We start from the raw sequence: 25,195 nt of genomic DNA, 5'->3' as shown, positions 1-25,195 counted from the left end.
CAACCCCACCACACCACTGCGGCGTGCCTGCCATCCCGTCGACCTGGCGAAGCCCGATCACACCGTGTCAAGGGGGCCCGAAGCACGACCCAACCCCATGCCCAAACCGCCCGGGCCCCCTTGACCCGGTGTGATAGCCCGTGGGAGGTCGACGGGATGGCAGGCACCACCACGAACACCAGTCCTTGCCAAACCAACCCCGTGCCGGACCGCCGCCATCCCGGAGACCAGCCCGTCCGGCGAGGACCCCCCGGAGGGAAAAACCCAGGCAAGGCCAACCACAAAGCGCAGGCGCAAGCGCTGACCTGCGAAAACGCCCCACCCAGTACGTACGTAGACCCCCACCCATTCCCGGGGGCCACCCGCCATGCCAGTCTACCGGTGTCCACCGACAGGGGGACGGTTGTCGATCTTGGCTGTGGACAACCACCCCACCTGTGGACAACTGCCTGCGCGCGCAGCCGGGTTGTCGGTGCGCGGGGCTACGCTGGAATTCGGGGGCCGGCGGCCGCCGTCGCCGGCATCGAGAACATCGAGCCCGGGTTGAACAGGTTGTCCGGGTCCAGGGCCGCCTTGATCGCGCGGTGGGTGCGCATCGCGATCGGGCCGACCTCCTTCTCCAGCCAGTCCCGTTTGATCTTGCCGATGCCGTGTTCGCCGGTGACCGTGCCGCCCAGGGCCAGGCCCGCGGCCAGGATGTCGTTGAACGCCACGTTGGCCCGCTCGAACTCGTCCTCCGACGTCGGGTCGTAGACGATCGTCGGGTGCATGTTGCCGTCGCCCGCGTGGCCCACCACCGCGACGCGCAACCGCACCTCCTCCGAGATCCGTTCGCACGCCGCGATCAGTTCCGCGATGCGGGTGCGGGGCACACACACGTCGTCGGTCATCCACGCGCCGTAGACCTCCAGCGCGGTCAGCACCGCCCGGCGCGCGGCCAGCAGTAGCTGACCCTCCGCCGGGTCGAACGTCGAGTGCACCAGGTCCGCGCCGACGTCCTCGCACACCTGCTCGATCGCGCGCAGCTCCTGCCGCGCCGCCTCGCCGCCCGAGTCGGACTGGCAGATGAGCAGCGCCGCGCAACCCTTGCCCGCGCCGAGTTCCGTCTTCAGGTGTTCCTCGACGGCCGCGATCGACGTCGCGTCCATGATCTCCATCAGTGACGGCACGATGCCCTCGCGCACGATCCGGCTCACGGCCTCGCCCGCGGTCTCCACCGCCGAGAACGCCGCCACCATCGTGCCCGGCGCCTGCGGCAGCGGGCGCAGCGCGAGCGTCGCCTGCGTGATCACGCCGAGCGTGCCCTCGCTGCCGACGAACAACTTCGTCAGGTCGTAGCCGGCGACGCCCTTCACCGTCCGCCGCCCGGTCCTGAGCAGCTCGCCGTCCGCGAGCACGACCTCCAAGCCCAGCACGGAATCCGTGGTCACGCCGTACTTCACGCAGCACAGCCCGCCCGCGTTCGTGGACAGGTTGCCGCCGATCGTGCACCAGTCGTAGCTCGACGGGTCCGGCGGGTAGAACAGGCCGTGCTTCTCCACGGCACCGCGCAGGTCCAGGTTCACCACTCCCGGCTGCACCACCGCGAGCCGGTTGTCGGGGTCGATCTCGACGATCTCGTTCATCCTGGTCATCGCGAGCACCACGCAGCCCTCGATCGCGTTCGCCGCGCCCGACAGGCCGCTGCCCGCGCCTCTCGGGACGATCGGCACGCCCGCCGCGGCACACGCGCGGACGACGGCCTGCACCTCCGTCGCGCTCCTGGGCAGCACGACCGCGAGCGGCGCGCCGTGGGGCGCCAGCGGCATCATGTCGCGCCGGTAACTCTCGGTGACATCAGCGTCGACGAGCACCGCGCCATCACCCACAGCGGTGCGCAGCTCGTCCAGGAGAGTGCTCACGTTCCCAACCGTAACCGTTCTCGAGAGGAATTCGAGAGCCTCGACCAACACTCGAGCGACACGATCAATGACACCGAACCGAGATCAAGGTGTACGACTTTCGCTGGTTCGGGGATGTCGGTCGATCATTTACAGTGGTTGATACGTCAATGGGGACGCTGAGCAGGAGGGGCGGGGGTGCGTCGATGCAGCCTACGGTGCCCACGAGTCCGAGTGTGCAGAGCCGCGCGCTCGCGCAACTCCTCATGAGCGGCCTTCGACCACTCGGCGACCGGCTGCGCATCACCACCTGGCCCCAGCTGCGGGTGGTACGCGACGTGTTCGACACCGTCGGCCTCACCCCGATGCCGCGGGGCAGCAGAGTCAAGGCGATCGCGGACGGTGACATCCGCGGGCTGTGGATCACCGGCCGCGGCGCCCAGCCCGCGAACGGTGTGGTGCTCTACCTGCACGGCGGCGGGTTCGTGTTCGGCTCGCAGCGCACCCACAAGCACCTCGTCGCGGCGCTGTCCGGCGCGACCGGCAAGCCCGCGTTCCTCGCCGACTACCGCCGCGCGCCGGAGCACCCGTTCCCCGCGGCCGCCGACGACGCGCTGGCCGCCTACCGGTGGCTCCTGCGCAGCGGGCACAAACCCGAGTCGATCACCGTCATGGGCGACTCCGCCGGTGGGCACCTGGTCGCGGGACTGCTCGCCGACCTGTCGCGGCGCAGGCTGCCGATGCCTTCCTCGGCCGTGATGTTCTCCCCGTTCCTGGACCTGACCTGCGCCGAGCTGGCCGACCGGGACCGCGTGCGGCGCGACCCGTTCGTGCCGCCGAAGCGCGCGATGGAGTGCGGGCGGACCTACGCGGGCGAGTACGAGCTCACGCACAGCAGGCTGAACGTGCTCAAGGCGAACAAGCGCCGGTGGCCGCCGGTGCTGATCCAGGTCGGCGACACCGAATGCCTGCTGGGCGACTCCGAGCGGATGGCCGAGAGCATGCGGGCCGCCGGTGTCCACTGTGAACTGCAGGTGTGGCCGGGGCAGGTGCACGTGTTCCCGGCGTTCTACCCGTTGATCCCGGAGGGCAGGGCGGCGATCTCCTACGTCGGCGAGTTCGTCCGCGACCTCGCCGCTGACCAGGGCGTGATCGCGACCGCCAGTTGACACGCCGGTGGAGATCGGGCGAATTCGGGCACGTTCGGCGGATGGGTGCTCCGCGGGACACGTACGCTACCTGTCGTGAGTGTGGCTACCGGTGTGCTCGAGTCCGCCGGACCCGTCATGGTGTGGATCATCGTGCTCGGGTTCGTGTTCACCGAGTGCGCGTTCATCGTCGGGCTGTTCCTGCCCGGCGACTCGCTGCTGTTCGCGGCGGGCGTGGTGCTCGCGGAGCACGACGGTGAGCTGCACGCGTGGGCGCTGTCGGTGGCCGCGATGATCACCGCGGTGATCGGCAACATGGTCGGGTACTACATCGGGCACAAGGCCGGCCACACGATCATCGCGCGGCGCGGTGGGCGCGTGCTGAACCTCGAGAACCTCGACAAGGCAAGGAAGTTCCTCGACCGGCGCGGGTTCTGGGCGATCGTGCTGGCGCGGTGGATCCCGTGGATCAGGACGTTCGCGCCGCTGATCGCGGGCGCGGCGAAGATGGACACCCGCCGGTTCCTGCTGGCCACGACGATCGGCGGGCTGGCGTGGGTGCCGACGCTCGTGCTGCTCGGGTACTACGGCGCCGGGCTGCTGGAGCACATGCCGTGGCTCAAGGCGGTCGCGCTGTGGGGCAGCATCGCGTTCTTCGTGTTCGGCACCGCGTACGGGGTCGTCCGGTACCGGCAGGAGATGCACAAGCCGCCGGTGGAAGCGACCGTCGCGGCCGCGCAGGACTGACACACAGGGCTCTGACCTGCGCGAACGTTCAGGAGTCGCGGGCCCACAGGACCAGTTGGATGCCGTCCGGGTCGCGGAGGGAGATGACCTCCGTGCCGGGGGCCGTGTGCTCTTCCGTTATCGGTGAGAACGTCACGCCGTGTTCGGTGAGGCGGTCCGTCCACTCGCGCAGGCAGGTGGGGTTCGGCACGCTGAAGGTCAGGTGGTCCAGACCTGGTCTGCGCTCGTCGAACAGGGAGTACTCCGACACGGGGTGTTGCACGAGCGTGAGCGTGATCCCGAAGCCCGGGCCGCGGAGGAACGCCTTCCGCATCCCGTTGGGCTGGTCGTCGCAGCCGATCGACTCGAACCCCAGCACTCGCTCGTACCACGGGACGCTGCGATCCACGTCCGTCACGGTCAGGGCGACGTGGTGTACACCGGTCAGCGTGGGCATCTGAGTCCTTCCCGACCCCCTCGGCGGCGGGGCGACTCCGCCATAGTGCCCCAGCGACGCGGCAAATCCCGCGCCGTTACCGGATCTTCTGCAGGCCGATACCCGCTCAGTAGCCGCCGCTGATGGGCAGCGTGGCTCCGGTCACGAACGACGCCGCCGGGGACAACAACCACGCGATGCCCTCGGCGATCTCCTCTGGTTCGCCCGCCCGCTTCATGGGGATCATCGGGGCGCGTTCTGCCGGGCGGTTCGGCAGGCCCGCCGCCGCGTGCAGGCCGGTCTGGACCAGGCCAGGGGCTACCGCGTTCACGCGCACCCCCTCCGCCGCCACCTCCTGGGCCAGGCCGTACGTCATGGTCTCGACCGCTGCCTTGCTCGCCGCGTAGTGCACCCACTCGCCCGGGGAACCCCGGCCGGCCGCGGTCGACGACACGTTCACGATGGCGCCGCCCGCCCCGCCGTAGCGGGTCGACATGCGCCGCACCGCCTCCCGGTTGCACAGGAACACCCCCAGCACGTTCACGTCGAGGACCCGGCGCACCGTCGCCGCGTCCTGCTCGTCCAGTCGCCCCGGGGTGTTACCCGTGATGCCCGCGTTGCACACCACTCCCGTCAGCGGACCCAGGGACACCGCCGACTCGAACAGGCGCAGCACGTCCGCCTCGTCGGCCACGTCGCCCGGCACCGCAAGCGCTTGCGCGCCCGCTGCCTCGACGTCCGCGACCACCCCGCGGGCCGTCGCGTGGTCACCCGCGTAGCCGATGACCACGTCGTGCCCCTCGCGCGCCAGCTGCCGCGCCACCGCTGCCCCGATACCCCGGCCACCGCCGGTCACGATCACCACACCCACGTGGCGCAACCTATCCGGAGGCGCGCTCCAGCAGCGCCGCGGCTTCCAGCACCATCCACCCGGACAACTGCACCGACAGGTCGCGCTCGACCCTGCGGTGCCCGGCCGACCTCGGCACCTGCGCGGGCTGCGACCACTCCGGGCCGAACAGCGGGCCGGACCTCGCCAGCGCCCGGTTCCGCCACGCCGCCAGCGCCGACGACACGACCAGCTCCCGTGCGGTCGACGCGGCCTCCGACGGCGGCAGGCGCAGGGCCGCCTGCGCGAGGTACCGCGCGAGGATGCCCGCGAACAGGCCGCCGTCGCCGCCGCCTCGGCCGCGCAGCACCTGGTTGTCGCTGAGGTGGGTGGCGACCGCGGTGATCGTCCGCGCCGCCCGCTCCTCCCAGACGCCGGACGTGTCGCCGTCCGCCAGCTCGACGCACGCGCCGATGTACACGCCCTGGCAGTAGCTGTAGAAGACCTTGACGACGTCCCTGATCGACCCGTCCGGTTCGACGTACACGCCGTCCCACAGCAGCCCGGTGGCCGGGTCGACCAGCACCTGCGACATCCACTCGGTCATCGACCTGGCGCGCTGCCGGTCGGCGCGTTCGCCGCCGCGGGTCGCCCAGCGGGTGAACAGGATCGCGGCCGGCCCGTTGGCGGGGACGTTCTTGAACATGTCCTTGCGCCGCCACCAGATCCCGCCGCCGCCGTGGTCGGTCCAGCCGTCGCGCAGCTGGGCGGCGATCGCGGTCAGCGGCTTGGTGATCGGCACGTCCTCGCAGTCGTGCGCGCGCATGAGCGCGAGGCCGAGCCACGCGATGTCGTCGTAGTAGTCGTTGGTCCAGCCGGTGAGGTTGCGCAGCCGCACCCCGCGCACCAGCTTCTTGATGGTGCCGGCGCGGGCCGCGTTCGGGTGCCGTTCCTGCGCGTCGACGAGGCAGTCCAGCAGGTGGGCCTGCCACCAGTAGTTCCAGTGGCCGTGCAGGCGGTCGCCCATCGACTGGGGCCAGCCCGCGACGCCGAGCCGGGTGCGGGGCACCGCCCACACGCGGCGCAGGTGCCGCGCCAGGACGGCACGCTCCGCCACCGCCGCACGCGCACCCCAGAGGGACGGCCCCTCCACTGTGCTCTCCGCATAGCCGGCCCGTTGCGTCACTTCTACATCGTGCGTGCTGAATCGGTTCTGATGTTTCCGCCAGGAGGGTGATGTCACCGTCCTGTGTCACAGTGGGGCTCATGACCACCACGCCGGTGACGTGTCCTCTGTGCGAAGCGACCTGCGGGCTGGCGGTGACGATCGAGGGTGACAAGGTCACCGGCGTGCGCGGCGACGACGCCGACGTGTTCTCCCGCGGGTTCGTCTGCCCCAAGGGCGTGTCGCTCGGCGCGCTGCACCACGACCCGGACCGGCTGCGCAGGCCACTGGTCCGCCGCGACGGCGAGCTGGTCGAGACCACCTGGGACGAGGCGTTCGCCGAGATCGAGCGCAGGCTCCTGCCGATCATGGCGGAGCACGGGCGGGACGCGGTCGCGGTGTACGCGGGCAACCCGTCGGTGCACAACACGTCGACCTCGCTGTACGGCCCCGCGTTCTACAAGGCGCTGGGCACCAAGAACTTCTACACCGCGGGCACCGTCGACCAGGTGCCGAAGCACTTCTCGGCCGGGCACATGTTCGGCGGCGGGTTCACGATCCCGGTGCCGGACCTGGACCGGACCGGCCACCTGCTGATGCTGGGCGCGAACCCGCTCGTGTCCAACGGCAGCCTCATGACCGCGCCGGACGTCCGCGGCAGGCTGCGCGCGCTGCGCGACCGCGGCGGCAAGCTCGTGGTGGTCGACCCGAAGCGGTCCAGGACCGCCGAGATCGCCGACGAGCACCACCCGATCCGCCCCGGCACCGACGCGCTGCTGCTGTTCGCGCTGGTCAACGAGCTGTTCGCGGCGAACCTGGTGAACACGCGGGATCTACCGGTCAACGGCGTCGACGAGGTGCGGGCACTGGCGGAGCCGTTCACCCCGGACGCCGTCGCGACCCACACGGGCATCGCCGCCGACGACATCCGCCGCATGGCGCACGAGCTGGCCGCGGCCGAGCGGGCCGCCGTGTACGGCCGGATCGGCACCACCACGCAGGCGTTCGGCACGCTCGCCAGCTGGCTGATCGACGTGCTGAACGTGCTGACCGGCAACCTGGACCGCGAGGGCGGCGCCATGTTCCCGCTCGCGGCCGCGGGTCAGTCCAACGCGCGGCCGTCCAAGCGGCGCGGCTTCAAGACCGGCCGGTGGCACAGCCGCGTGCGCGGGCTGCCGGAGGTGGTCGGTGAGCTGCCGGTCGCGACGCTCGCCGACGAGATCACCACGCCGGGCAACGGCAAGGTGCGCGCGCTGATCACGGTGTGCGGCAACCCGTGCCTGTCCACGCCGAACGCCGACCGGCTCACGGAAGCGCTGGGGCAGCTGGACTTCATGGTGTCGCTCGACGTGTACCTGAACGAGACGAGCAAGCACGCGGACGTCGTGCTGCCGGGGCCGACGCCACTGGAACGCCCGCACTACGACCTCGCGCTGTACCAGCTCGCGGTCCGCAACGTGGCGAACTGGACGCCCGCGGTGCTGCCTGCGGACGTGCCGCAGGAGTGGGAGACGCTGCTGCGCCTGACCGCGATCGTGACCGGCATGGGCGCCGGCGCGGACCTCGCGGGGCTGGACGACTTCGTGGCGGCCGAGATGGCGAAGCGCTACGACGTACCCGTCGGCGACCGGCGCGGGCCGGAACGGCTGATCGACATCATGCTGCGCGGCGGGCCGTACGACCTGACGCTCGCCGACCTGGAAGCCGCGCCGCACGGGGTGGACCTCGGACCGCTCACGCCGAGGATCCCGGACGTGCTCGGCACGCCGTCCGGCCGGATCGAGCTGGCGCCGGAGGCGATCACCGCGGACGTGCCGCGGCTGCGGGACGTCCTGGCCACGCCGGTGAACGGCGAGCTGCTGCTGATCGGGCGGCGGCAGCTGTCCTCGAACAACTCGTGGATGCACAACCTGGCACCGTTGGTGCGCGGGCAGAACCGGTGCACGGCACAGCTGCACCCGGCGGACGCGAGCAGGCTCGGCCTCGCCGACGGCGGGACCGCGGTGGTCCGCTCACGTGCCGGGGAGATCAAGATCCCGGTGGAGGTCACGGACGCGATCCGGCCGGGTGTGGTGAGCATCCCGCACGGCTGGGGGCACGACGTCGACGGCACCCGCGCGTCGGTCGCGAAGGCCCACGCGGGCGTGAACACGAACGTGCTGGCGGACGACCGGCTGCTCGACGCGCTCTCGGGCACGGCGGCGCTGAACGGCATCCCGGTGGAGATCGAACCCGTCTGATTCGTTTTGATGCGCGATCGCCCTTGACAATGCACGTGCGCCTTTGTTGTGATGCTGCATCATAACGCATCATCTTGGATCATCCCGGGCTCGGATGACCGGGAAGGTTCACGGGACATGGACACCTCCGGCGAGGCAACGGGCAGAGAGCTGCTGGCGGCGGAGCTGCGGCGAGTCCGCGACCTCGCCGGGGTGTCCGGCCGCGACCTGGCGCAGCGGATCGGCATCAGCCAGTCCAAGGTCTCCCGGATCGAGTCGGGCGCGGTCGTCCCGTCCCTGCCGGAGGTCACTGCCTGGGGAAAGGAGCTGGGGGTGTCCGCCGAGACGCAGGAGCGGCTGACCGCCCTGATCGAGGCCGCCTACGACGAGGTCCACCCGTGGCGCACGGTCGTGCGCAGGCGCCGCAACCTGCAGGACAGCGTGCACGACCTGGAGGCGACCGCGGCCCGGGTCCGCACGTTCCAGCCCGCGCTGGTGCCGGGACTGTTGCAGACGGCGGAGTACGCGCGCCGCGTGATCACCATGTTCCGCAGGCAGTACGACGCGGCCGACCCCGCCGCCGAGGTCGCGGGCAGGATGAACCGCCAGCTCGCGCTGTACGAGCCGAACCGGCGCTTCGACTTCCTGATCACCGAGACGGCACTGCGGTGGCGTCCCGGACCGGTCGCGCTGCAGCTGGCGCAGCTCGACCGCATCGCGTCGGTCAGCACGCTGGAGAACGTCACCGTCGGGGTGATCCCGCTGGACGTCGAGGCCACCGCGCTGACGACCCACAACTTCGTCGTCTACGAGGGCGACGAAGGCGCGGACGCGACGGTCACCGTCGAGACCATCCACGCGGACATGACCGTCGACACCGCGGAACACGTGGAGCTGTACCGCACCCGCTGGTCCGAGTTGTGCCGGACGGCGCTCTTCGGCGACGACGCGCGGGAATTCCTGCGGGGCGTCGCCACCGCACTCCGCGACAGTCACGCCGAATAGGACGATGGGGTCACCGATGGTTCGAAACGGGGAATTATCCGCGGCAGGCGCGGGCGATTGATCCGCGCGCGAAGGCCTCCCAGGCACTCCGGGTGATCAGGAGCACGGGACCGTCGGGATCCTTGGAGTTCCGCACGCCGATGACCTCCGTCCTGGCCACCTCGACGCAGTTGCCGCCCTCGCTGAAGCTGCTCTTCGCGAAGGTCGCGTGCGCTCGTATCCAGTTCTCGATGCCGTACATGAGTCCATGGAAACCGAAGGCAGAAGATGACGAAAGAGGCCGGCATTCTTTCGCCCGAAAATGTCATGTTTCACCTCTTCGGCGAGGTCGGAACGGCACGGGAAAACGCACGTGCAGTTCTCGGTCCCGCCGATGAACAACGTTTGGTCGTGCCACTCCTGCTCGCGCGGGGCCGGGCGGTGTCCCGCCTCGAGCTGGCCGACTGGCTCGGCGACGACAGCTCCTTCGACGACATCGACACGCACCTGAGCGACCTCCGCCGCAGGCTCACCGCGCTCGGGTGCAGGCAGGTGCTGGTCAACCGGGACCAGTTGTGGCGCTTGAACATCGCGCCCGACCGGGTCGACGTGCACCGGCTCAGCGCGCAGGTCGCCGCGGCGGGCCGCCTCGACGACCGGACGGCCGCCGCACGGCTGCGCGCGGTGCTCGACCTGTGCGCGGGCGAGCCGCTCGCCGGGCTGACGGGCCGCCGGATCGCGAAGTGCCGCCACGCACTGCGCGAGGAACGCCGCAACGGGGAGATCGCGCTGGTCCGCGTCGAGTACCGGCTCGGCCGCGTCGGGCAGTACGTCCCCGACCTGGTCCGGCTGTCGCACGAGCGGCTGGCGGACACCGAGGTCGTCGGGCTCGCCATGCACGCGCTCGACGTGACCGGCAAGCGGGACGAGGCCGTCGAGCTGTACCACCGCTACCACGAGCACCTGATCGAGCTGGGTGTCTCGGTGCCGGAGCCGATGCGGGACCTACGGATGCGGATCAGCAAGGTGGAGAGTCACTGAGCGTTGTTCAGAAGTGGGTTGTTCCAGTGAGCGATTCGGTGCGGCGGTTCCCGACCGGCACGATCGTGCCGTCCACGACAACCACCCGCCCGCGCAGCACGTCGGGCAGGGGTGGCCGGTGCAGGCCGGTGACCTGCTCCAGCAGCGGCAACATCGCCCGGTAGACACGGGACACCGTGGGCTGGGAGATCCCGAACCAGTCCGCCAGCATCGTCTGCCCCGTGTTGGACCGCAGCAACACCAGCGTCAGCACCACCCGCCGGTACAACCCCAGCACCGGCCGCCGCCCCCGCTTCGCGGGGGCCGTGACCTGCTGGATCCGGGCGACCAGCTCCTGAATCCGAGCATGATCAAGACCCGTCGTAGCCTCGTACCGCAACAGCCCCACCCTGGTCGATCGTGTTCTGTGGAAGGAAAACGATCCTGGCCAGGCGGGGCTGTTGCGCTGTCTACAAGATCAACACTTCTGGATAACGCCCACTGAGTCACCACGCCTTGTCCAGGTCGGCGTGTTCGCGGATCCACGCGTGCATGACGATGCCCGCCGCGACACCCGCGTTGATCGAGCGCGTCGAGCCGAACTGGGCGATCGACACGACCTGGGTGGCCTGCTTGCGTGCGTCCTCGGTGAGGCCGGGGCCCTCCTGCCCGAACACGAGCACGCAGCGGCGCGGCAGCGACACCGTCTCCAGGCGGGCCGCGCCCGGGGTGTTGTCGACGGCCACGACGGCGAGGCCCGCCGCGGTCGCGAAGTCCAGCAGCGCAGCCATGTCCGGGTGGTGGTGCACGTGCTGGTACCGGTCGGTGACCATGGCGCCGCGGCGGTTCCAGCGGCGCCGGCCGACGATGTGGACCGCGCGGGCCGCGAACGCGTTGGCGGTGCGGACGACCGTGCCGATGTTGTGGTCGTGCTGGAAGTTCTCGATGGCGACGTGGAAGTCGTGGCGGCGGGTGTCGAGGTCCGCGACGACGGCGTCCCGACGCCAGTAGCGGTAGTGGTCGACCACGTTGCGGCGGTCGCCCTCGGCGAGCAGCGCGGGGTCGTAGCGGTCGTCCGCAGGCCAGTCACCTTCCCAGGGACCTACGCCGACGGGCTCGCCGAACTCCCACTCGGTCGGACCGGACTCCTCCGCCACCGCACCCACACTCCTGCGTACGACACGACCAGCAGCACGACCGCGCCGACCGCGACCACGGGGAGCAGCGGGCGGGGAATGATCTCGTCGTAGATGTAGTACTCGTTGAAACCGCCGGGCAGCGGGCCGAGGCCCTGCATGCCGCGGAACCAGTCTTCCAGGGCGGTCAGCGGGCACGGGACCGGCGTGACGTTCACGATGACGCCCCATGCCGCGAAGAACACGTGCACGAAGATCGATCTTGGCCAGTGCCAGGCCAGGAACCCGCCGAGACCGATGTACAGCAGCGCGACGAAGTGCACCACCATCGTCACATCGGCGAGTAATCCGGCCATACCGCCACGCTACCGAAAAATCAACCCTGGGGCGGCTGCTGCGCTGGTGGCGGGCCCGCGGACGGCGGCACGGCCCGCTGGCCGAGCGGCGGCGTCGGCGTGTTCAGCGCGTCGAACGCGCCCTCGAGCGACGGCGCCGCCCGCACGGTGGGGTCGTCGACCTCGTAGTACTCGCGCTTCTGGAACTTGCCGACGTTCGCGACGATGCTCGACGGGAACGTGTCGAACCGCGTGTTGTAGGCACGCACGTTGTCGTTGTAGGACCGCCTGCCCGCCGCGATCCGGTCCTCGGTCTCGGCCGTCTGCCGCTGCAGGTCGAGGAAGTTCTGGTTCGCCTTCAGGTCCGGGTACTGCTCGGCGACGGCGAAGAGGTTCGACAGCGCGCCGCTCAGCGCCCGCTCGGCCTGCCCCTGGGCGGCGGGGCCCGCGCCGTGCGCGGCGAGGGCCTGCGAGCGGGCGGCGACGACCTGCGTCAGCGTCTGCTGCTCGAACCGGGCCGACGCCCTGGTGACCTCGACCAGGTTGCCGATCAGGTCGTGCCTGCGCCGCAGCTCGACGTCGACCTGGCGCCACGACTCCTCGACGGTGTTCCGCTGCCGCGCGAACCTGTTGTACATCGAGATGAACGCGACCACGCCGACGACGATGATCGCCACCACGACCACGACGATGATCAGTACCGCTGTCACGCCGGTGAGGCTATACCGCGCACCGCGGGTCCGCGGCGTGACTCACAAACCCAGGTCGGCGAGATCCAGCAGGTAGCGGTAGGGGAGGCCGCGTGCCTCGATCGCCTCGCGCGCCCCGGTGTTCCGGTCGACGACCGTGGCGACGCCGACGACCCGCGCCCCCGCCTCCTCGAGCGCGTCGACCGCGGTGAGCACGCTGCCGCCGGTGGTCGAGGTGTCCTCGACGGCCAGCACGGGCTGCCCCGCGACCTCGATGCCCTCGACGCGCCGCTGCATGCCGTGCGACTTGGTCTCCTTGCGCACCACGAACACGTCCAGCACCTCACCGACGTTCGCGGCGGCGTGCATCATCGCGTACGCGACCGGGTCGGCGCCGAGCGTGAGCCCGCCGGCGGCGACGTAGTCCCAGTCGGCGGTGAGCTGGCGCAGCAGCCTGCCGATGAGCGGGGCGGCCGCGTGGTGGAGGGTGGCGCGGCGGAGGTCGACGTAGTAGTCGGCTTCCTTGCCGGACGCGAGCGTCACGCGCCCGTGTACCACGGCCAGTTCGGTGACGAGACGGGCGAGCTCGCCCTTAGCGGTGACGTCGAGGGTGCGCACAGGTCCACACTGTCTCACGGACCTGCGCCCTCGGCGTAGCGGCACGCCAGAAGTCACATCAGCCGAAGCCGCGTTCGTCCTGCTTGAGCGCGGTGTCCACGGTCAGCGCGGACGCGACGACCATGCTCGCGAGCGGGTCCTGCAGCGGCCGGTGGATCTGCACCACGTAGTTGTCGGCCGTGGTGAACATCGTCTTCGCGAAGCCCTCCCACGTCTTCGTGATGCGGGCGATCTCGGCGCCCGTGTGGTCGAGCACGGCGAAGTTCCACGCGCGCCAGTTCTCCGCCTGGATGCCGCCGACCTGCTGCTCGCCGACGACGAACGAGAACCGGATCTTGCCGAACACGTTCTCCTGCACGATCTGGCCGACCTCGTACCCGTCCGGCCGCTGCACGATGATCCGCGACTTGAACACCTTCGCGGGCCTGGTCAGCATCAGCACCGGCTGGTGGTTGACGTCCCGGACCTCCAGGCGGTGGGTGAGGAACTGGTCGTAGCTGGTGAAGAACCGGACGGCCTTCTTGAACGCGTTCTGCCCGACCTGGGCGACCGACCCGAGCTGCCTGCCGTGCTGGTCGAACACCGCGTACTCGTTGGCCATCTCGATGAGCTTGACCTTCTGGTTGACCACCAGCACGGGCTCGGTGAACAGCGTGCCGCCGCCGTACCCGGCCTGCCCGACGCCCGCGGCGCGGGTCTGCTCCCGGATCTTGTCCGGGTCAGGGCCCCTGCCGACCTGGATCTCCCAGGGACTGGCGTCGCTGCGCGGCGCCTGCTGGTGTTGCTGGGCCTGCTGCGTGTGCTGGGTCCACTGGCGGCCGTCCCACCAGCGGAGAACGGTGGACCCGGGCTGCTCGGGGTACCAACCAGGCGGCTGCGTCATGGGGGCAGCTTGTCATCGCGGACGGCCCGGCGCAGCCATTGTCCGAATACTCACGTACGTCAGGTGCGGTCCCGGCCGCTCGTCACCCTGGCCTCGAGGCGGCGCAGCACCGCGTTCGGCAGCAACCTGGGCACCGCCAGCAGCGCCTTGTACACGGCACCGGGCACGGAACGGGTCCGTCCCCGCCGGAGATCACGCAGGCAGTCGGCCACCACGCGGTCGGCGTCCAGCATGAAGCGGTCCGGCAGGGGTGCCTTGTCGTCGCCCGCCCGGTCGTGGAACTCCGTCTTCGTGAACCCGGGGCACAGCGCCATCACCCGCACGCCGGTGCCCGCGAGGTTGACGGCCATGCCCTCGGAGAACGCGGTCACCCACGCCTTCGACGCCCCGTAGGTCGGGCCGGTGGCCGGGAAGAAACCCGCCACGCTCGACACGTTCACGACCGCGCCGTGGCCGCGGTCGATCATGCCGGGCAACGCGGCGCGGGTCAGCCGCAGCACGCTGGTGACGTTCACGTCCAGCTGGGACTGCAGGTGGTCGATGCCGGTGGTGGCGAACGCGCCCCGGGTGCCGAAGCCCGCGTTGTTGACCAGCAGGTCGATCGGCTGCTCGTCGTCGGCCAGCCGCTCCTCCACACGCTTGCGGGCACTGGCGTCCGACAGGTCCGCGGCCATCGGCGTGACCGCGACGCCGTACCGGCCGGACAGCCCGGCCGCGACCTCCCGCAGCCGTTCCTCCGTGCGGGCGACGATCACCAGGTCGTAGCCCTCCTCGGCGAGCTTCCTCGCGAAGGCGGCCCCGATCCCGGCGGTGGCCCCGGTGACGAGTGCGGTGGGCATCAGTCCTGCCGCTCCCCGTGCCGTCCGGTCGGGTGCTCGTGCTCGCCGACCGGGTCGACCTCGGCGTCGAACGGGTCGATGACGTCCGCGATCTCACCCACGCCGCGCAGCAGCCGCTCCAGCCGCGACGGTGACGCGTGCGGCGCGACGCTCGCCAGCACCCAGCCCGCCTCGATCCACGCCACCGGGATGTCCGCGCCGATCTCCTCGGTCGCGTCGACCAGGTCCGGGGTGATCAGGCCGCGGGCGGCGGCGATGTCGGACACGAACGCGTAGCGCTGGCCGACCGGGCCGAGCAGCTCGGGCATCGTGTCCCGCTGGAACGGCGCGCTCGGCAGCCACAGCTCGACCACGGCGGGCAGCACACGCCTGCACTGGACGGCCACGACGACCGCGACGACGCGGCCGTTCGTCTCCAGGTCGAACACGTACACCTTGCGGCGCCCGTCCGCGGTGAACGTCGACCCGGCGACCACGTCGTGCGCGACGCCGCCGCCGTGGAACGCGATCGCGCCGCCCTCCCACTGGGTCGGCAGCAGGTGGTCCGTTTCCGCGAACTGCCAGCCACGCAGCGCGGCCCAGCGGCGCCGCTCCCGGTTCCGCGAGGTCAGGCGGGCGCGGTCACGCAGCAACAGCGCGGCGCCGGCCAGCCCGGCGACCACCGCCACGACGAACCACACCCATGCCGGTATGCCCACCCGCCAAAGAGTAGCCGTCACGGCGCCGGAACGAAGATCACAGGCCCCCTGTCATCCGGAGTGGCGCGCCGGCCGCCTGTTTATCTATAGTGCTAGTTAGCTAGATAAATGGAGGAACGCGTGATCGAGTTTCACCTGGACGGCAGGTCCGGCCTGTCGCCCTACCAACAGGTGGTCCAGCAGGTGCGCCACGCGCTCCGGCTGGGCCTGCTCCGCGAGGGCGACCAGCTGCCGAAGGTCAAGGACGTGGTGGCGGCGCTCGCGATCAACCCGAACACCGTGCTCAAGGCGTACCGGGAGCTGGAACACGAGGGACTCGTCGCGGCGCGGCCGGGCGTCGGCACGTTCGTGACGGCCACGCTCGCGAACAACACGCTCGCCGCCCACGGCCCGCTCCGCCAGGACCTGCGGCGCTGGCTCGCCAAGGCCCGCAAGGCCGGTCTCGACGACGAGAGCATCGAGGCGCTGTTCGTGTCCACGTTTCGCAGCGCCGCGAGAGAGGACATAGCGTGACCGTCTTGCGGGCCCGGGGACTGGGCAAGGAGTACAAGCGGCGGCAGGCTCTCGCGGGCTGCACGCTGGAGATCGAGCCGGGGCACGTGACCGGTCTCGTCGGCCCGAACGGCGCGGGCAAGTCGACACTGCTGAACCTCGCCGCCGGCATGCTCGAGCCGACGACGGGGACCATCGAGGTGTGCGGCGGCGTGCCGGGCAGCGGCCCGGAGCAGCTCGCGAAGGTCGGCTACGTCGCGCAGAGCACGCCGGTCTACCCGGGGCTGACCGTCGCGGACCACCTGCGGCTCGGCGAGCGGCTCAACCCGAACTGGGACGCCAAGCTCGCGCAGCGGCGGGTGGAACGGATCGGGCTCGACCCGCGGCAGCAGGCGGGGAAGCTCTCCGGCGGTCAGCGGGCACAGCTCGCGCTCACCATCGGCGTCGCGAAGCGGCCCGAGCTGCTGCTGCTCGACGAACCGGTGGCGGCGCTCGACCCGCTCGCCAGGCGGGAGTTCCTGTCCGACCTCATGGAGTCGGTCGCCGAGCACGGGATGTCGGTCGTGCTGTCGTCACACCTGGTCGCCGACCTGGAACGGGTGTGCGACCAGATGATCGTGCTCGTCGACTCGCAGGTGCGGATCACCGGTGACGTCGAGGACCTGCTCGCCACGCACCACCGGCTGACCGGTCCCCGGCGGGACCTCGACACGCTGCCGTCGGACCAGCACGTGATCTCCGCGAGCCACACCGACCGGCAGACCACCGTCGTCGTGCGCGCCGAAGGGCCGGTCCTCGATCCGTCGTGGACGGTCGGGCAGCTCACCCTGGAGGACCTGGTGCTCGAGTACATGAGCAACCCGGTCACCGCCCGTCCCGCACTGGAGGTGCTGCGATGACCTGGTTGACCTGGCGGCAGTTCCGCGTCCCGGTCGCGTCGGTGTTCCTCCCGGTGGTCGTGGTCTGCGTGTTCCTGGCGGTCACCGGCGCGGACCTGGTGCACCGCAACGACTTCTCCGACATGGACGCCGTGTACGGCGGCACGGCGTTCCTGCTGTACGCGCTGCCCGGCGTCATCGGGGTCTTCTGGGGTGTGCCGCTCGTGGCGCGCGAGCTGGAGACCGGCACGCACAACCTGATCTGGAACCAGAGCATCACGCGCACCCGGTGGCTCACGGCGAAGCTGGGTGTCGGCGTGGTGGCGGCGATGGTCGTCGGCGGGCTCCTGAGCGCCGTGGTCAGCTGGTGGGCGAGCCCCATCGACGCCGCGGCCGCCGAGCAGACGGACTACTTCTCGATCACGCGCATGTCACCGGTGATCTTCGGGGCACGGGGGATCGTGGCGATCGGGTACGCGGCCTTCGGGTTCGTGCTCGGGGTCGCGGCCGGGATCCTGTTGCGCCGCACCGTCGCCGCCATGGCCGTCACCCTCGTCGCGTTCGCCGCGGTGATGGTCGCGGTCCCGTTCCTTGTCCGCCCGTACCTCCTGCCGCCCGTGGAGCAGTCGCTCCCGATCACCGCGACGGCGATCGAGGGCATCAGGGGGAACGACTCCGGCGTGATCGACGAGATCGTCCTGCACAAGCCCGCGGGCGCGTGGATGCTCGGCAACGCGACCGTCGACCCGGCCGGCACGGCGGTCGCGCCGCTGCCGACGTCGGTGCAGGACTGCATCCCGTCGCGGGACCAGTTCCCGGAGCCGGGGACGTTGATCGACTGCGTCGCGCAGCTGGGCGAGCTCGGCTACACGCAACGCATCACCTACCAGCCGGGCAGCCGGTTCTGGCCGCTGCAGTGGATGGAGACGGGGCTCTTCCTCGTGCTGTCCGGGCTGCTGACCTGGTTCTGCTTCCGGCGAATTCGCCATGTGTAAGGGGGATCCATGCGCACGCTCACCGCGCTCACCGCACTCGCCGTCGCCATGACGGCCGTCGCCGCGACGCCCGCGGCCGCCGCACGGACACTTCGATTACCGGCACCGACGGGCACACAGGCGGTCGGCACGACCGCGCTGTACCTGAAGGACACGTCCCGGCCCGACCCGTGGGTGACTGACGTGCCCTACCGGGAGCTGATGGTCTCGCTGTTCTACCCGGCCGCGTCCGCCCACGGACCGAGGGCGCGGTACATGACACCCGAGGAATCCCGGCTGTTGCTGGCCGACGGCGGTCTCACCGACCTGCCGCCGGACCTGCTGAGCACCGTGCGCACCAACTCCGTCCAGGACGCCCGACCGTCCGGACGCGCACACAGCCTGCCGCTGGTCGTCCTGTCGCCCGGGCACAGCAAGCCGCGCGCCACGCTCACGTCGACCGCGGAGGACCTGGCGAGCCACGGGTACTTCGTCGCGGTCGTCGACCACACCTACGAGAACGTCGGGCAGTCCTTCCCCGACGGCCGCGTCACCACGTGCGTCACGTGCGAGATGGCGAAGGACGAGGCGGTCTGGATCAAGCTGAACCAGGGCCGGGCCACCGACGTGTCGTTCGTGCTCGACGAGCTGCTCCCGCGGTACCGGCAGATCGACCCGTCCCGCGTCGTGATGGGCGGCCACTCCGCGGGTGGCGCGAGCAGCGTCGCCGGGCTGCTCGGCGATCCCCGGCTCAAGGCCGGGTTCGACATCGACGGCAGCACCTACGACATCGTCCCGGAAACCGGGCTGGCGAAACCGTTCCTGTTCCTCGGGCGGGCCGAGCAGTACACGCCCGGCAGCGGCGACCCCGCGGCCACGTGGGACCGCACGTGGGCCGGCCTGACCGGCTGGAAGCGGTGGCTGCTGGTCGACGGCGCGAAGCACGTGTCGTTCACCGACGTCGGGATCCTGCTGGAGCAGATGGGTTTCGACACCGGCGCCACGATCGCGGCCGAGCGCGCGCAGGCCATCACACGCACGTACGTCCGGGCGTTCCTGGACCTGCACCTGCGCGGGAAGGCCCAGCCGCTGCTGGACGCGCCGTCGGCGCGGTACCCCGAGGTGTCGTTCCCGAAGGACCTCGCGCTGCCCCGCCCGACCGGGAACCGGCCCGTCGGGTCCCGGACGCTGTACCTGAAGGACACGTCCAGGGCCGACCCCTGGGTGCCGTCCGTGCCGTACCGGGAGCTGATGGTGTCGCTGTTCTACCCGGCCGCGTCCGCCCACGGACCGAGGACGCGGTACGTGACCGCGGCGGAATCGGCGGCACTGCTGGACGACGGCGGTCTCACCGACCTGCCGCCGGACCTGCTGACGACCGTGCGGACGAACTCCGTGGCGAACGCCCGGCCGGTGGGCCGGTCACCGCTCGTGGTGCTGTCCCCGGGCTACACGAAGCCACGCGCCACGCTCACCGCGCTGGCCGAGGACCTCGCGAGCCACGGCTACGTCGTCGTGGTCGTCGGTCACACGTACGAGAACTACGGCACGAGCTTCCCCGACGGCCGGTTCCTCGGGTGCGCGTCGTGCGAGGTCGACCACCTGCCCGGGTTCTGGGAGAAGCTCGCGCAGGGCCGCGCGCGGGACGTGTCGTTCGTCATCGACGAGCTGCTGCGCCGGTACCGGCAGATCGACCCGTCGCGGATCGCGATGGGCGGGCACTCGGCCGGTGGCGGCAGCGCGACGACGGCACTGGTCGCGGACGAGCGGATCACGGCCGGGTTCGACATCGACGGGCGGGCGTACCTCCCGCTGACCGAGGACCTGGACCGGCCGTTCCTGTACCTGGTCAAGTACCCGCCGGGGGCGCCGTTCCCGTCCTGCTCGGAGCAGTTCGTCGAGGACGACTGGGAGCACCTGACCGCGTGGAAGCGGTGGCTCACGCTGAACGGGGCGCAGCACGCGTCGTTCACCGACGTCGGCCTGCTGGCCGACAAGCTGGGTGTCGACATCGGCGCCACCGTCAGCGGGGCGCGGGCCACGGCGATCACGCGGGCGTACGTGGGCGCGTTCCTCGACCGGAACCTGCGCGGTGAGGAGCCTCCGCTGCTGGCGGCGCCGTCACCGGAGTACCCGGAGATCTCCTTCTGCGCATAGGAAAAGCGGCGCCTTCCAGGGGGAGGCGCCGCTTTCGCGTGTCCTAGAGTGCGCGGCCGACGATCAGCGCCGCGTTGTCCGGTGTGACGTCCACGCGGACCGTGTCGCCGTCGCGAATCTCACCGGCCAGCAGGGACTTCGCCAGCTGGTCACCGATCGCCGAGGACACCAGCCGCCGCAGCGGCCGGGCCCCGTACACCGGGTCGAAACCGTTGATGGCGAGCCAGTCCCGCGCCGCCGGGCTCACGTCCAGCGTCAGGCGCCGGGCCGCGAGACGACGGCCGAGCGCAGCCACCTGGATGTCCACGATGGACGTCAGCTCCTCGGTCGCGAGCGAGTGGAACACCACCACGTCGTCGAGCCGGTTCAGGAACTCCGGCTTGAAGTGCCGCTGCACCACCGACAGCACCGCGTCCTTGCGCTGCTGCTCGTCGAGCGTCACGTCCGCGATCGCCTGCGAGCCCAGGTTCGACGTGAGCACCAGGATCGTGTTGCGGAAGTCGACCGTGCGGCCCTGCCCGTCGGTCAGGCGACCGTCGTCGAGGACCTGCAGCAGCACGTCGAACACGTCCGGGTGCGCCTTCTCGACCTCGTCCAGCAGCACCACGCTGTACGGACGCCGCCGCACGGACTCGGTGAGCTGGCCGCCCTGGTCGTAGCCGACGTACCCGGGCGGGGCGCCGACCAGCCGCGCGACCGAGTGCTTCTCCGAGTACTCGGACATGTCGATGCGGATCATGGCCCGCTCGTCGTCGAACAGGAACTCGGCGAGCGCCTTCGCCAGCTCGGTCTTGCCGACACCGGTCGGGCCGAGGAACAGGAACGAACCCGTCGGCCGGTCCGGGTCGGCGACACCGGCCCGCGCCCGGCGCACCGCGTCGGACACGACGCGCACGGCCTCGGCCTGGCCGACGACCCGCTGCGCGATGGCGTCCTCCATGCGCAGCAGCTTCGCGGTCTCGCCCTCGAGCAGCCTGCCCGCCGGGATGCCGGTCCACGCCGACACGACGTCCGCGACGTCGTCCGGGCCGACCTCCTCCTTCAGCATGGCCTGCTCCTCGGCGCGCTCCGCGGTCGCCGTGGCCGCCTCGAGCTCCTTCTCCAGCTGCGGGATCCGGCCGTAGCGCAGTTCTGCCGCGCGGCCGAGGTCGCCGTCGCGCTCGGCCCGCTCCGACTCGCCGCGCAGCTGCTCCAGCTGCTCCTTGAGGTCGCGGACCTTCTCGATGGCGCCCTTCTCGTTCTGCCAGCGGGCGGTCAGCGCGGTCAGCGCCTCCCGCTTCTCGGCCAGCTCGCCGCGCAGCGCGGCCAGCCGCTGCTTCGACGCGGGGTCGTCCTCCTTCTCGAGCGCCATCTCCTCGATCTCGAGGCGCCGCACGGCCCGCTCCACCTCGTCGATCTCGACGGGCCGGGAGTCGATCTCCATGCGCAGGCGGGACGCGGCCTCGTCGACGAGGTCGATGGCCTTGTCCGGCAGGAAGCGCGCGGTGATGTAGCGGTCGGACAGCGTGGCCGCGGCGACCAGCGCGCCGTCGGTGATCCGCACACCGTGGTGCACCTCGTAGCGCTCCTTGAGGCCGCGCAGGATGCCGACGGTGTCCTCGACGGACGGCTCGCCGACCAGCACCTGCTGGAAGCGGCGCTCCAGCGCGGCGTCCTTCTCGATGTGCTCGCGGTACTCGTCGAGCGTGGTCGCGCCGACCATCCGCAGCTCACCGCGGGCGAGCATCGGCTTGATCATGTTGCCCGCGTCCATCGCGCCCTCGCCGGTCGCGCCCGCGCCGACGATCGTGTGCAGCTCGTCGATGAACGTGATGACCTGGCCCGCCGACTCGGTGATCTCCTTGAGCACGGCCTTGAGCCGCTCCTCGAACTCGCCGCGGAACTTCGCGCCCGCGACCATGGACCCGAGGTCCAGCGCCACGACCCGCTTGCCGAGCAGCGACTGCGGCACGTCGCCGCCGACGATCCGCTGGGCGAGGCCCTCGACGATCGCCGTCTTGCCGACGCCGGGCTCACCGATCAGCACCGGGTTGTTCTTGGTCCGCCGCGACAGCACCTGCACGACCCGGCGGATCTCCGCGTCGCGGCCGATGACCGGGTCCAGCTCGCCCTTGCGGGCCCGCTCGGTCAGGTCGAGGCCGTACTTCTCCAGGGCCTTGTAGGTCGACTCGGGGTCGGGGCTCGTGACCCGCGCGGAGCCGCGCACGTTGGCGAACGCCTCACGGAGCGCCTCGGGGGTCGCGCCGTGGCGGTTCAGCAGCTGCCCGACGGCGCCGCCCTGCGCGGCGAGGCCCACCAGCAGGTGCTCGGTGGACACGTACTCGTCGCCCATCTCGGTCGCGAGCTTCTGCGCGTGCGTGACCGAGCGCAGCGCCTCGCTGTCCAGCTGCGGCGCGGACACGGTCGAGCCGGTCGCGGACGGCAGCGAGCTCGCCAGCTGGTCCAGCTCCTTGCGCACCACGTTCGGGTCGGCTCCGACCGCCTGCAGCAGGGGCGCGGTCAGCCCGTCGCCCTGCGCGAGCAGCGCGCCGAGCAGGTGCACCGGCTTCACGTCCGGGTTGCCGGCCACGGTGGCGGCCTGCGCGGCCGCCGAGATGGCCTGCTGTGTCTTGGTGGTCGGGTTGAAAGCGTCCATGGGTCCCCTCACGTGCAACGCAGTCGTACTCACTATGCCTAACGTCAGCAAAGTTGAGTGTGTTCCGCTCAACTCCGACTTAGCGCAAGGTCACGATGGTTTGGTTCCGTCTCACCCACATGTCCCATCAGGGTTGTCCACAGCGGGTGCCCACTTGTCCACAAACCCCAGGTGCTTATCCACAGGCCGGTGTGCATGATGCACGTCCGCACCAAGGTCGAGAGTCCCGGAGCCGGAGCGCTACCGCCACCCGGGTGAACGAGTGCGGAACCGAGGGGACGGCCTGATCAACTCTCAGCGGTAGCCGGCAGGCGTGTTCTGGCGCGCGCGGACGTTGAAGTAGTCCCCACCCTTGCGCCGCGTGTCGTCGGTGCCCCAGTCCCGGTCGCGGGAGACCGGCTGCAACCGGGGGATGTGCTTGCGGCAGTGGACGTAAGCCTCCTCCACGTGCACGACGACCCAGCGCTCGGGGGTGCGGCCGCGTTCGTCGGTCACCGGGAGCGCGGGGTGCTCGAGGCGCAGCTCGGTGTCGTCGATGATGCTGGCGCGCCCGTTGACGTGCAGGCCGATCAGGTCCCGCACGAAGTCGATCATCAGCACCGCGACGTGCGGGTTCTCACTGATGTTGCCGAGGCTCGCCAGGACGCCGTTGCCGCGGTACTCGGGGTAGGCGACGCGGCGCGGGTCGAGGACGTGCAGGAAGCCGGGCGGGCCCGCGCGGAAGCTGGCGTCGCACTCACCGCCCGCGTCCGCCGTGCCGATGAACGCCATGTCCATCCGCCCGACGAACTCGATCATCTCGGGGTTCAGGTGGTCGAGCACCTGGTCGCGGTAGAAGCGCTCGGCACGCTCGGTCGTGCCGTAGGCCCGCTGCAGCAGCCGCTCACCATCGCACCCTGGCACCGGAGGTGGTCCGATCGGGCGAAGCTGGACCGTCGGTGGGGCCACTGACGGTGGCGGCGCCGGCACCGGAGGTTCCGCGATCTCGAGGTCGAGCAGGGCCGCATCAGCGACACCCGTGGGAGTCACCAGATCAGGACGCACGGCGGACACGTTTTCATAACGGCGAGGTAAATGCGAACATTGGACCCGGCATGTCGCCTGAACGTCCCAGCTCGACCACGCGCGGTAGTTGCCCGTCACACGAAAGTGGATGGAGGGCGGACAACCGGGGAGTTTCCGTCTAGTGTCTCGATGTCGGGGACGGACGACGACCGAGGTGACCTGGCGTCGAGCCCCGGACGCCGAGAGGTGGACTGTGTCCCGACCATGACAGCCAACGCCGTTGTGAGCCCCTTACCGAACCAGGACAGCCGGCAGAGCGAGGAACCACTCGCGACGATGGTGCGCCTGGTCCGTGACAGCTGGACCGTCGTCGAGCCGCGCGCCGACCAGGTCGCGAAGCACTTCTACGCGACGCTGTTCAGCATCGCGCCCGCCACCCGGGAGATGTTCCCGGTGAACATGGAGGTGCAGCGCTCGCGGCTGCTGCGCGCGCTCGTCCACATCGTGCAGATGGTGGACCGCCCCGACGACCTGCTGCCGTTCCTGCGGCAGCTCGGCCGCGACCACCGCAAGTTCGGGGTGATCCCGAGCCACTTCGAGGCCGTCGGCATGGCGCTGCTCGCCGCGATCAAGCAGCACGCCAAGGCCGCGTGGACCGAGGAGGTCGAACGCGCGTGGGCCGAGGCGTACACGATCATGGCCAGGGCCATGCTGGAGGCGTCCAGCTCCGACGAGGGCCCGGCCTGGTGGAACGGGACCGTCGTCGAACGCCACCGCCTGACAAGGGACCTGGCGGTGGTCAGGGTGCAGCCCGACCAGCCGGTGCCGTACCAGCCGGGGCAGTACCTGAGCGTCGAGGTGCCGCAGCGGCCCAGGATGTGGCGCTACTTCACGCCGGCCACCGCCCCGCGCGAGGACGGCCTGCTCGAGTTCCACATCCGCGCCGTGCCCACCGGCTGGGTCTCCCGCGCCATCGTCACCCACGGCGAAGTCGGTGACGTGTGGCGCATCGGCCCGCCGATGGGCAGGCTGGCGGTGAACCGCGAGTCCGGCCGGGACGTGCTGATGATCGCGGGCGGCACGGGCATCGCCCCGATGCGCGCGATCATCGAGCACCTCGCGCAGTGGGGCAAGAACCCGAAGGTCCAGCTCTTCTTCGGCGGCCGCGTCCGCGCCGACCTGTACGACCTGGAAAACCTCCAGGCCACCGCGGCGACCAACCCGTGGCTGAAGGTCGTGCCGGTGCTGGAATCGGACTCGACCCTGCCCGCGGTGGAGAAGGGCACCCTGGCCGACGTCGTGACCCGCCACGGCGCCTGGCAGGACCACGACGTGCTCGTGTCCGGCTCCCCGGCCATGGTCCGGTCCACGGTGTCGCGGATGCTGGTCGCGGGGACGGCACTGGACCGCATCACGTACGACCCGTTCACCGTGGACTGAGCGCCGGTC

Annotated in this window: 25 protein-coding genes; 10 read left to right on the top strand and 15 right to left on the bottom strand. The window is 70.8% G+C overall.

Annotated elements, in window-relative coordinates; all coding sequences use genetic code 11:
- Positions 1 to 482 precede the first annotated feature (482 nt).
- The gene (locus ACYQ77_RS20950; protein ID WP_459713729.1) at positions 483 to 1,901 is read right to left on the bottom strand and encodes an FAD-binding oxidoreductase; all 1,419 of its coding nucleotides are present in this window, start codon (positions 1,899 to 1,901) and stop codon (positions 483 to 485) included.
- A 197-nt stretch (positions 1,902 to 2,098) separates the two neighbouring features.
- Between ACYQ77_RS20950 and ACYQ77_RS20945 the strand changes: the two genes are divergently transcribed.
- Positions 2,099 to 3,049, top strand: coding sequence for an alpha/beta hydrolase (locus tag ACYQ77_RS20945; RefSeq protein ID WP_459713727.1), 951 nt, complete (start codon positions 2,099 to 2,101; stop codon positions 3,047 to 3,049).
- 117 nt (positions 3,050 to 3,166) lie between these two features.
- Positions 3,167 to 3,775: a DedA family protein gene (locus ACYQ77_RS20940; RefSeq protein WP_459713987.1), complete on the top strand. Its 609-nt coding sequence runs from the start codon at positions 3,167 to 3,169 to the stop codon at positions 3,773 to 3,775.
- Between the two features lie 28 nt (positions 3,776 to 3,803).
- On the opposite strand, the gene ACYQ77_RS20935 is transcribed toward ACYQ77_RS20940, so the two are convergent.
- The 3 genes from ACYQ77_RS20935 to ACYQ77_RS20925 all read right to left on the bottom strand — a co-directional run bounded on the left by ACYQ77_RS20935 (position 3,804) and on the right by ACYQ77_RS20925 (position 6,172).
- Positions 3,804 to 4,211 (bottom strand): VOC family protein, encoded by a 408-nt coding sequence (locus ACYQ77_RS20935; protein WP_459713726.1) that lies wholly within the window; start codon positions 4,209 to 4,211, stop codon positions 3,804 to 3,806.
- A 106-nt stretch (positions 4,212 to 4,317) separates the two neighbouring features.
- Complete coding sequence (locus ACYQ77_RS20930; protein WP_459713724.1) at positions 4,318 to 5,061, bottom strand: SDR family oxidoreductase; 744 nt, start codon at positions 5,059 to 5,061, stop codon at positions 4,318 to 4,320.
- Between the two features lie 10 nt (positions 5,062 to 5,071).
- Positions 5,072 to 6,172 (bottom strand): glycoside hydrolase family 76 protein, encoded by a 1,101-nt coding sequence (locus ACYQ77_RS20925; protein WP_459713986.1) that lies wholly within the window; start codon positions 6,170 to 6,172, stop codon positions 5,072 to 5,074.
- A 113-nt stretch (positions 6,173 to 6,285) separates the two neighbouring features.
- Here ACYQ77_RS20925 and ACYQ77_RS20920 point away from each other — a divergent pair, with 113 nt between their 5' ends.
- Together ACYQ77_RS20920 and ACYQ77_RS20915 are read left to right on the top strand one after the other, a co-directional pair.
- Positions 6,286 to 8,424: a molybdopterin-dependent oxidoreductase gene (locus tag ACYQ77_RS20920; protein ID WP_459713722.1), complete on the top strand. Its 2,139-nt coding sequence runs from the start codon at positions 6,286 to 6,288 to the stop codon at positions 8,422 to 8,424.
- Positions 8,425 to 8,541: 117 nt separating this feature from the next.
- Positions 8,542 to 9,408, top strand: a complete 867-nt coding sequence (locus tag ACYQ77_RS20915; protein WP_459713721.1) for a helix-turn-helix domain-containing protein — start codon at positions 8,542 to 8,544, stop codon at positions 9,406 to 9,408.
- 34 nt (positions 9,409 to 9,442) lie between these two features.
- Here ACYQ77_RS20915 and ACYQ77_RS20910 read toward each other — a convergent pair whose 3' ends face one another.
- Positions 9,443 to 9,649 (bottom strand): DUF397 domain-containing protein, encoded by a 207-nt coding sequence (locus ACYQ77_RS20910; protein WP_459713719.1) that lies wholly within the window; start codon positions 9,647 to 9,649, stop codon positions 9,443 to 9,445.
- 149 nt (positions 9,650 to 9,798) lie between these two features.
- Between ACYQ77_RS20910 and ACYQ77_RS20905 the strand changes: the two genes are divergently transcribed.
- Positions 9,799 to 10,428 carry an AfsR/SARP family transcriptional regulator gene (locus ACYQ77_RS20905; protein WP_459713717.1) on the top strand — a complete coding sequence of 210 codons (630 nt, stop codon included), beginning with the start codon at positions 9,799 to 9,801 and terminating at the stop codon, positions 10,426 to 10,428.
- A 7-nt stretch (positions 10,429 to 10,435) separates the two neighbouring features.
- Here the strand turns inward: ACYQ77_RS20905 and ACYQ77_RS20900 are convergent, their stop codons facing one another.
- From ACYQ77_RS20900 to ACYQ77_RS20865, 8 genes are all read right to left on the bottom strand, one after another.
- Positions 10,436 to 10,807 (bottom strand): transposase family protein, encoded by a 372-nt coding sequence (locus tag ACYQ77_RS20900; protein WP_459713716.1) that lies wholly within the window; start codon positions 10,805 to 10,807, stop codon positions 10,436 to 10,438.
- 106 nt (positions 10,808 to 10,913) lie between these two features.
- Complete coding sequence (locus tag ACYQ77_RS20895; protein ID WP_459713714.1) at positions 10,914 to 11,564, bottom strand: TrmH family RNA methyltransferase; 651 nt, start codon at positions 11,562 to 11,564, stop codon at positions 10,914 to 10,916.
- Complete coding sequence (locus ACYQ77_RS20890; RefSeq protein ID WP_459713712.1) at positions 11,510 to 11,899, bottom strand: DUF2784 domain-containing protein; 390 nt, start codon at positions 11,897 to 11,899, stop codon at positions 11,510 to 11,512. Before ACYQ77_RS20890 ends, ACYQ77_RS20895 begins: the two co-directional genes overlap by 55 nt.
- Positions 11,900 to 11,919: 20 nt before the next feature.
- Positions 11,920 to 12,588 (bottom strand): LemA family protein, encoded by a 669-nt coding sequence (locus tag ACYQ77_RS20885; protein WP_459713709.1) that lies wholly within the window; start codon positions 12,586 to 12,588, stop codon positions 11,920 to 11,922.
- 42 nt (positions 12,589 to 12,630) lie between these two features.
- The gene (gene pyrE, locus ACYQ77_RS20880) at positions 12,631 to 13,185 is read right to left on the bottom strand and encodes an orotate phosphoribosyltransferase (RefSeq protein WP_459713706.1); all 555 of its coding nucleotides are present in this window, start codon (positions 13,183 to 13,185) and stop codon (positions 12,631 to 12,633) included.
- Positions 13,186 to 13,243: 58 nt separating this feature from the next.
- Positions 13,244 to 14,068, bottom strand: a complete 825-nt coding sequence (locus tag ACYQ77_RS20875; protein ID WP_459713704.1) for a phospholipid scramblase-related protein — start codon at positions 14,066 to 14,068, stop codon at positions 13,244 to 13,246.
- 59 nt (positions 14,069 to 14,127) lie between these two features.
- Positions 14,128 to 14,907 carry an SDR family NAD(P)-dependent oxidoreductase gene (locus ACYQ77_RS20870; protein WP_459713702.1) on the bottom strand — a complete coding sequence of 260 codons (780 nt, stop codon included), beginning with the start codon at positions 14,905 to 14,907 and terminating at the stop codon, positions 14,128 to 14,130.
- Positions 14,907 to 15,605, bottom strand: a complete 699-nt coding sequence (locus ACYQ77_RS20865) for a type III secretion system chaperone family protein (protein WP_459713700.1) — start codon at positions 15,603 to 15,605, stop codon at positions 14,907 to 14,909. Before ACYQ77_RS20865 ends, ACYQ77_RS20870 begins: the two co-directional genes overlap by 1 nt.
- Before the next feature lie 120 nt (positions 15,606 to 15,725).
- On the opposite strand from ACYQ77_RS20865, the gene ACYQ77_RS20860 reads away from it, so the two are divergent.
- The 4 genes from ACYQ77_RS20860 to ACYQ77_RS20845 are packed head-to-tail and all read left to right on the top strand — an operon-like array spanning position 15,726 to position 20,106.
- Positions 15,726 to 16,118: a GntR family transcriptional regulator gene (locus tag ACYQ77_RS20860; protein WP_459713698.1), complete on the top strand. Its 393-nt coding sequence runs from the start codon at positions 15,726 to 15,728 to the stop codon at positions 16,116 to 16,118.
- Entirely contained in the window at positions 16,115 to 16,996 is an 882-nt protein-coding gene (locus ACYQ77_RS20855; protein WP_459713695.1) for an ABC transporter ATP-binding protein, read from the top strand. Before ACYQ77_RS20860 ends, ACYQ77_RS20855 begins: the two co-directional genes overlap by 4 nt.
- Complete coding sequence (locus ACYQ77_RS20850) at positions 16,993 to 17,970, top strand: transporter (protein WP_459713692.1); 978 nt, start codon at positions 16,993 to 16,995, stop codon at positions 17,968 to 17,970. The genes ACYQ77_RS20855 and ACYQ77_RS20850 overlap by 4 nt, the downstream gene beginning before the upstream one ends.
- Positions 17,971 to 17,979: 9 nt before the next feature.
- A complete protein-coding gene (locus tag ACYQ77_RS20845; RefSeq protein WP_459713690.1) occupies positions 17,980 to 20,106 on the top strand; it encodes an alpha/beta hydrolase family protein in 2,127 nt (708 codons plus the stop codon).
- A 43-nt stretch (positions 20,107 to 20,149) separates the two neighbouring features.
- Here the strand turns inward: ACYQ77_RS20845 and clpB are convergent, their stop codons facing one another.
- Entirely contained in the window at positions 20,150 to 22,741 is a 2,592-nt protein-coding gene (clpB, locus tag ACYQ77_RS20840) for an ATP-dependent chaperone ClpB (protein ID WP_459713688.1), read from the bottom strand.
- Between the two features lie 294 nt (positions 22,742 to 23,035).
- Complete coding sequence (locus ACYQ77_RS20835) at positions 23,036 to 23,644, bottom strand: pyridoxamine 5'-phosphate oxidase family protein (RefSeq protein ID WP_459713686.1); 609 nt, start codon at positions 23,642 to 23,644, stop codon at positions 23,036 to 23,038.
- Between the two features lie 438 nt (positions 23,645 to 24,082).
- Here ACYQ77_RS20835 and ACYQ77_RS20830 point away from each other — a divergent pair, with 438 nt between their 5' ends.
- Positions 24,083 to 25,186: a globin domain-containing protein gene (locus ACYQ77_RS20830; RefSeq protein ID WP_459713984.1), complete on the top strand. Its 1,104-nt coding sequence runs from the start codon at positions 24,083 to 24,085 to the stop codon at positions 25,184 to 25,186.
- The last annotated feature ends 9 nt before the right edge of the window (positions 25,187 to 25,195 follow it).

It is taken from the genome of Actinophytocola sp. KF-1 (genome assembly GCF_054661535.1).
The sequence above is the reverse complement of the archived record's forward strand: the minus strand, read 5'-3'. Positions and strand labels throughout refer to the sequence as shown.